The organism is Streptomyces sp. NPDC020898 (assembly GCF_044333925.1).
Lineage (GTDB): Bacteria > Actinomycetota > Actinomycetes > Streptomycetales > Streptomycetaceae > Streptomyces.
On sequence record NZ_JBIRRV010000005.1, the window covers coordinates 460548 to 467070 of the forward strand.

Sequence of the window (6523 nt, forward strand, 5' to 3'; positions counted from 1 at the left end):
ACCGTTGAGCAGGTTGCGCTGGCTGACCGCGGGGGAGTCCCACGGCCCCGCACTCGTCGCGACGTTGGAGGGCCTTCCCGCCGGCGTGCCGATCACCACGGAACTGGTGGCGGACCACCTGGCGAGGCGACGGCTCGGCTATGGGCGCGGTGCCCGGATGAAGTTCGAGCAGGACCAGATCACCTTCCTCGGCGGGGTGCGGCACGGTCTGTCGATGGGCTCGCCGGTCGCGGTGATGGTGGGCAACACGGAGTGGCCGAAGTGGGAGCAGGTGATGGCGGCCGACCCGGTGGATCCGGAGATCCTGGCCGGGCTCGCCCGTAACGCCCCGCTGACCCGGCCCCGCCCCGGCCACGCCGACCTCGCCGGCATGCAGAAGTACGGCTTCGACGAGGCCCGCCCGATCCTGGAGCGCGCCTCGGCGCGCGAGACGGCGGCCCGGGTGGCGCTGGGTGCGGTGGCTCGTTCGTTCCTGAAGGCCGCGGCCGGGATCGAGATCGTCTCGCACGTTGTCGAACTGGCGGCGGCGAAGGCCCCCTACGGCGTCTACCCCAAGCCCTCCGACGTGGAGAAGCTGGACGCGGACCCGGTGCGCTGCCTGGACGCGGACGCGTCGAAGGCGATGGTCGCGGAGATCGACCAGGCCCACAAGGACGGCGACACCCTCGGTGGTGTGGTGGAGGTGCTGGCGTACGGGGTGCCGGTGGGCCTCGGTTCACATGTGCACTGGGACCGGCGCCTCGACGCCCGGCTGGCGGCCGCGCTGATGGGGATCCAGGCCATCAAGGGCGTCGAGGTCGGTGACGGCTTCGACCTCGCGCGCGTTCCGGGTTCGAAGGCGCACGACGAGATCGTGCCCACGGCCGACGGCATCCGGCGCGCCACCGGGCGTTCCGGTGGCACCGAGGGCGGCCTGTCGACGGGTGAGCTGCTGCGCGTACGGGCGGCGATGAAGCCGATCGCGACCGTGCCGCGCGCCCTGCAGACCGTCGACGTGGTGACCGGCGAGGCGACACAGGCCCACCACCAGCGCTCCGACGTGTGTGCGGTCCCGGCGGCCGGCATCGTGGCCGAGGCGATGGTGGCCCTCGTCCTGGCTGACGCGGTGGTGGAGAAGTTCGGCGGCGACAGTGTGCCCGAGACGCGCCGCAATGTGGAGTCCTACCTCGAACACCTGATCGTCCGGTGAGCGCGGTGCAGATTGTGCTGGTCGGGCCGATGGGCGTCGGCAAGTCCACCGTCGGGCGGCTGCTGGCCGAGCGGCTCGGCAGCGCGTACCGGGACACCGACGACGACATCGTCGCCGAGCAGGGCCGGACGATCGCCGACATCTTCGTCGACGAGGGTGAGCCGGTCTTCCGGGCCGTCGAGAAGCAGGCGGTCCAGCGGGCGCTGGCCGAGCACGACGGCGTCCTTGCCCTCGGCGGCGGCTCGATCCTCGACGAGGACACCCGCAAGCTGCTGGCAGGGCACCGCGTCGTCTACCTCTCGATGGACGTCGAGGAAGCGGTCCAGCGCACCGGTCTGAACGCGGCGCGCCCGCTGCTCGCGGTCAACCCGCGCCGGCAGTGGCGCGAGCTGATGGAGGCCCGCCGCCCGCTGTACACGGAGGTCGCCGACGCGGTCGTCGCCACCGATGGCCGTACGCCCGAAGAGGTCACCCAAGCTGTCCTGGACGCACTGGAGTTGAAGTCGGTATGAGCAGCGAGGCAGTGACGCGGATCCAGGTCGGCGGCACGGCGGGCAGCGACCCGTACGAGGTCCTGATCGGCCGCCGGCTCCTGGAGGAGCTCGGCGGGCTGATCGGGCCCAGGACGCAGCGGGTCGCGGTGATCCATCCCGAGGCGCTCGCGGACACGGGTGAGGCGCTGCGGGCCGACCTGGCAGGCCAGGGCTTCGAGACGGTCGCCATCCAGGTGCCGAACGCGGAGGAGGCCAAGACCGCGGAGGTGGCGGCCTACTGCTGGAAGGCGCTCGGCCAGTCCGGCTTCACCCGCACCGACGTCATCGTCGGTGTCGGTGGCGGCTCGACCACCGACCTGGCCGGCTTCGTCGCCGCGACCTGGCTGCGCGGGGTGCGCTGGATCGCGATCCCCACGACGGTGCTGGCGATGGTGGACGCGGCGGTCGGCGGCAAGACCGGCATCAACACCGCCGAGGGCAAGAACCTCGTCGGCTCCTTCCACCCGCCCGCCGGTGTGCTGTGCGACCTCGCGGCGCTGGACTCGCTCCCGGTCCACGACTACGTGTCCGGGCTCGCGGAGATCATCAAGGCCGGTTTCATCGCCGACCCGGTGATCCTGGAGCTGATCGAGTCCGACCCGCAGGCCGCCCGCAGCCCGGCCGGTCCGCACACCGCCGAACTGATCGAGCGGTCGATCAAGGTGAAGGCGGAGGTCGTCTCTTCGGACCTGAAGGAGTCCGGCCTGCGCGAGATCCTCAACTACGGGCACACGCTCGCGCACGCCATCGAGAAGAACGAGCGCTACCAGTGGCGGCACGGCGCGGCCGTCTCCGTCGGCATGCACTTCGCGGCCGAACTGGGCCGCCTCGCGGGTCGGTTGGACGACGCGACGGCTGACCGGCACCGCACGGTCCTGGAGTCCGTCGGACTGCCGCTGCACTACCGCTACGACCAGTGGCCCAAGCTGCTGGAGACGATGAAGGTCGACAAGAAGTCGCGGGGCAATCTGCTGCGGTTCATCGTCCTGGACGGACTGGCCAAGCCGACCGTCCTTGAGGGACCGGACCCGGCCGTGCTCCTCGCCGCCTACGGCGAAGTGGGGGAGTAGCTCCCAGCATGGGCGCTTGGCCCGATTCGCCTGTGGCGACGGGCACTTCGGGCCGTTCCGGGCCGTTCACCAAACGACGGCCCGGGACGGTACCGTTCGGTGGCGAGCGGGGTTCGTGCCCCGCCGGCCAGCGCCAATCGCCTGTACGAGATGGAGTGGCACCGGATGCAGCACGCAGTGGGGTCTCCGCTGCCGCCGCCCCACCAGCCGGGGCAAGGACCGGCCGCCGACTGGTCGTCGGCCGCACCGCACGCGGGCCAGCAACACCCGGGCGCGCACCCGGGTTCCGCACCGGTGTACACCGGAGGCGTCCCCTCGGGACCGGTGCCGCAGACTCCGCATCCCCCCGTCCCGCAGCACGCCCCGGTGCCGGACACCTCCGGCCATGTGCAGCTCCCGCAGGGCGACTTCGTCCCGACCCTGGGGCCGCCGCCCGCCACGGGTGCCCCCGACCCGGCCTCCGCGCCCCTCGCCGTGCTGCTGATCGGGCCCGCGGGCGCCGGGAAGACCAGCGTCGCGAAGTACTGGGCGGATCATCGCCGGGTGCCCACCGCGCACATCAGCCTCGACGACGTACGCGAATGGGTGCGCTCGGGCTTCGCCGACCCGCAGTCGGGGTGGAACGACCACTCCGAGGCGCAGTATCGTCTCGCCCGCCGCACCTGCGGTTTCGCCGCGCGCAACTTCCTGGCCAACGGCATCTCGTGCATCCTCGACGACGCGGTCTTCCCCGACCGGCCGGTGGTCGGCCTGGGCGGCTGGAAGCGGCATGTGGGACCCGGGCTGCTGCCAGTGGTCCTGCTGCCCGGACTGGAGATCGTCCTGGAGCGCAACGCCGAGCGCTCCGGAAACCGCCGCCTCACGGATGAGGAGGTCGCCCGCATCCACGGCCGGATGGCGGGCTGGTACGGCTCGGGCCTCCCGATCATCGACAACTCCCAACTCGACGTACCGGCGACGGCCCGCGTCCTGGACGACGTACTCGCGCGGCTGCTGGCCAGCCCGCCCAAGTGGTAGCGCAGGGTATGCCGGGCTGCGGGTGCGTGCCCACCGGGGGTTGAGCGGCTGCCCCCGTGGCCGGGTGGTCCGAACGAGTGATCGCCCCCGCCGCCCCTACCCGTTCCCATCCTCGGGGGCTGCGCCCCCGAACCCCCGCTACGGCCCTGAACGGGCCTTGTCCTCAAACGCCGGACGGGCTGAAATGCCTGGGCCGGCGTTCGAGGGCACACCGCCCACTCGGCCCTCTCCGACCGGCGGTGAGTCGTTCGCGCTCTTACGCTCGGGGCATGTCAGAGGTGTACGCGGCGCGCAGAGCGCGGCTCAGGGAGCGGTGTCATGCGGGCGGCAGTGCGGGAGCGCTGGTCTCCCGGGCTGCCAATGTGCGGTACCTGGCGGGCGCCGCCCCGCAGGGAGCCGTACTGCTGCTGGGAAAGCGTGAGGACCTGCTCGTGTGCGTGGGGGCCGAGGACGACCGGCCCCCCGAGGGCAGCCGCCCGGACGAGGCACTGCGTGTGCACGCGCTGTCCGCGTCCGGCGGCGATCCGGCCGTCGCCGCCGCGGATCTCGCCGCCGCTCAGGGGGCCGAGTCCCTGGCCGTCGAGGAGCACCATCTGACCGTGGCCAGGCACCGGGCCATCGGGTCGGTCGCGCCCCGGCTGCGCCTCGCCGACCTCGGTGGCGCCGTCGAGCAGCTGCGGCTGGTCAAGGACGAGGAGGAGATCTCCTGCCTGCGGATCGGCGCCGAGATCGCCGACCAGGCGCTCGGCGAGCTGCTGGAGTCCATTCTCGTCGGGCGTACGGAGAGGCATCTCGCCCTCGAACTGGAACGGCGGCTCGTCGATCACGGTGCCGACGGGCCCGCCTTCGCGACCTCCGTCGCCACCGGGCCGCATTCCGGCCGACGGGCTCATCGGCCCACCGATCGACGGGTGGAAGAGGGAGACTTCCTCTCAGTCTGTCTGGGCGCCGTCTACCGCGGCTACCGCTGCGAAATCGGCCGCACGTTCGTCATCGGGACCTCGCCGGCCGACTGGCAGATCGAGCTGTACGACCTCGTCTTCGCAGCCCAGCGGGCTGGACGGGAGGCTTTGACACCCGGTGCCGCCTACCGTGACGTGGACCGCGCGGCACGTCAGGTACTGGACTCCGCGGGCTACGCAGACCGCCTTCCGGAGCTCACCGGACACGGTGTCGGACTCGAAATCGACGAGGACCCGCAGCTCTCACCCGCGGCCATGGGTAAACTGGACGCTTGCGTGCCGGTCACCGTCGAACCGGGGGTTCACCTCCCGGGCCGGGGCGGTGTCCGGATCGATGACACGCTCGTCGTACGCCCTGAGGCGGACGGCGGACCCGAGCTACTTACCATCACGACCAAGGAACTGCTCGCGCTCTAGCTTCGAGCTGTCGCGTCTGCCCCGGGGTCGTCCACGTCAGTCCAGGAGATTCCGCAACCGTGGCTTCCACGAACGACCTCAAGAACGGCCTGGTACTCAAGCTCGACGGAGGCCAGCTCTGGTCCGTCGTCGAGTTCCAGCACGTCAAGCCCGGCAAGGGCCCTGCCTTCGTGCGCACCAAGCTCAAGAACGTGCTCTCCGGCAAGGTCGTCGACAAGACGTTCAACGCCGGTGTCAAGGTCGAGACGGCCACTGTCGACAAGCGCGACATGCAGTTCTCCTACATGGACGGCGAGTACTTCGTCTTCATGGACATGGAGACCTACGACCAGCTCATGGTGGACCGCAAGGCCGTCGGCGACGCCGCCAACTTCCTGATCGAGGGCTTCACTGCCACGGTCGCGCAGCACGAGGGCGAGGTGCTCTTCGTCGAGCTGCCGGCCGCCGTCGAGCTCGTGATCCAGGAGACCGAGCCGGGCGTCCAGGGGGACCGCTCCACGGGCGGCACCAAGCCGGCCACGCTGGAGACCGGCCACCAGATCAACGTGCCGCTCTTCATCACCACCGGTGAGAAGATCAAGGTCGACACCCGTACGAGCGACTACCTCGGCCGGGTGAACAGCTAACCGTGGCTGCCCGCAACACGGCCCGCAAGCGTGCCTTCCAGATCCTCTTCGAGGGCGACCAGCGCGGGGCCGATGTCCAGACGGTCCTCGGGGACTGGATCCGGCTCTCCCGGGCCGACACCCGCCAGCCCCCGGTCAGCGAGTACACGATGCAGCTCGTCGAGGGCTACGCGCAGCACGCGCGGCGCATCGACGAGCTGATCGCGCAGTACTCGGTCGGCTGGACGCTCGACAGGATGCCGGTCGTCGACCGCAACATCCTGCGCCTCGGTGCCTACGAGCTGATCTGGGTCGACGAGACCCCGGACGCCGTCGTCCTCGACGAGATGGTGCAGCTGGCGAAGGAGTTCTCGACGGACGAGTCGCCCTCGTTCGTCAACGGCCTCCTCGGCAGGTTCAAGGACCTGAAGCCCTCGCTGCGCCGCGACGAGGTCTGAGCCCGACGCACACGCCGGTGGGCCCCAGCAACATTGCTGGGGCCCACCGGCGTTCGTATGACCAACAAGACCACAAGGGGTGCTGAGAGGGGGAACGAGGGGCGCTGAGGAGCCATGGGACTCCGGGGTGCCCGCGAGGCCTCAGAAGACGGCAGAAAGCCGCCGGGGTGGGCGGGACCAACAGGTTCCGGCCCCCCCCGCGGCCCCGGTCTGCTCAACCGCCGGAGGGCGGCGGGGGCAGTTCTCCTCGGGGGGGGCGGCGCGGCGCGCGG

7 protein-coding genes are annotated in these 6523 nt (G+C 71.1%); all 7 read left to right on the forward strand.

All coding sequences use genetic code 11. The annotated features are described in order from the left end of the window. The first annotated feature begins 4 nt into the window (after positions 1-4). The 7 genes from aroC (at position 5) to nusB (ending at position 6251) form a co-directional block, all read left to right on the forward strand. Positions 5-1189, forward strand: coding sequence for a chorismate synthase (gene aroC, locus ACH4TV_RS19405; protein WP_398399554.1), 1185 nt, complete (start codon positions 5-7; stop codon positions 1187-1189). Then, complete coding sequence (locus ACH4TV_RS19410) at positions 1186-1701, forward strand: shikimate kinase (RefSeq protein ID WP_398399555.1); 516 nt, start codon at positions 1186-1188, stop codon at positions 1699-1701. Before aroC ends, ACH4TV_RS19410 begins: the two co-directional genes overlap by 4 nt. Next, positions 1698-2792, forward strand: coding sequence for a 3-dehydroquinate synthase (gene aroB, locus ACH4TV_RS19415; protein ID WP_398399557.1), 1095 nt, complete (start codon positions 1698-1700; stop codon positions 2790-2792). The genes ACH4TV_RS19410 and aroB overlap by 4 nt, the downstream gene beginning before the upstream one ends. A gap of 165 nt (positions 2793-2957) precedes the next feature. Next, the gene (locus tag ACH4TV_RS19420; protein ID WP_398399559.1) at positions 2958-3809 is read left to right on the forward strand and encodes a Pro-rich N-terminal domain-containing protein; all 852 of its coding nucleotides are present in this window, start codon (positions 2958-2960) and stop codon (positions 3807-3809) included. Between the two features lie 269 nt (positions 3810-4078). Further along, positions 4079-5188, forward strand: coding sequence for a M24 family metallopeptidase (locus ACH4TV_RS19425; RefSeq protein WP_398399561.1), 1110 nt, complete (start codon positions 4079-4081; stop codon positions 5186-5188). A 59-nt stretch (positions 5189-5247) separates the two neighbouring features. After that, the gene (gene efp, locus ACH4TV_RS19430; protein ID WP_398399563.1) at positions 5248-5814 is read left to right on the forward strand and encodes an elongation factor P; all 567 of its coding nucleotides are present in this window, start codon (positions 5248-5250) and stop codon (positions 5812-5814) included. Between the two features lie 2 nt (positions 5815-5816). Next, positions 5817-6251, forward strand: a complete 435-nt coding sequence (nusB, locus tag ACH4TV_RS19435; RefSeq protein WP_318318622.1) for a transcription antitermination factor NusB — start codon at positions 5817-5819, stop codon at positions 6249-6251. Positions 6252-6523 lie beyond the last annotated feature (272 nt).

Excerpts from the sequence above, each read along its gene's own strand:
- aroB (WP_398399557.1), top strand. The coding sequence starts at position 1,698 with ATGAGCAGCGAGGCAGTGACGCGGATCCAGGTCGGCGGCACGGCGGGC.
- ACH4TV_RS19420 (WP_398399559.1), top strand. The coding sequence starts at position 2,958 with ATGCAGCACGCAGTGGGGTCTCCGCTGCCGCCGCCCCACCAGCCGGGG.
- ACH4TV_RS19425 (WP_398399561.1), top strand. The coding sequence starts at position 4,079 with ATGTCAGAGGTGTACGCGGCGCGCAGAGCGCGGCTCAGGGAGCGGTGT.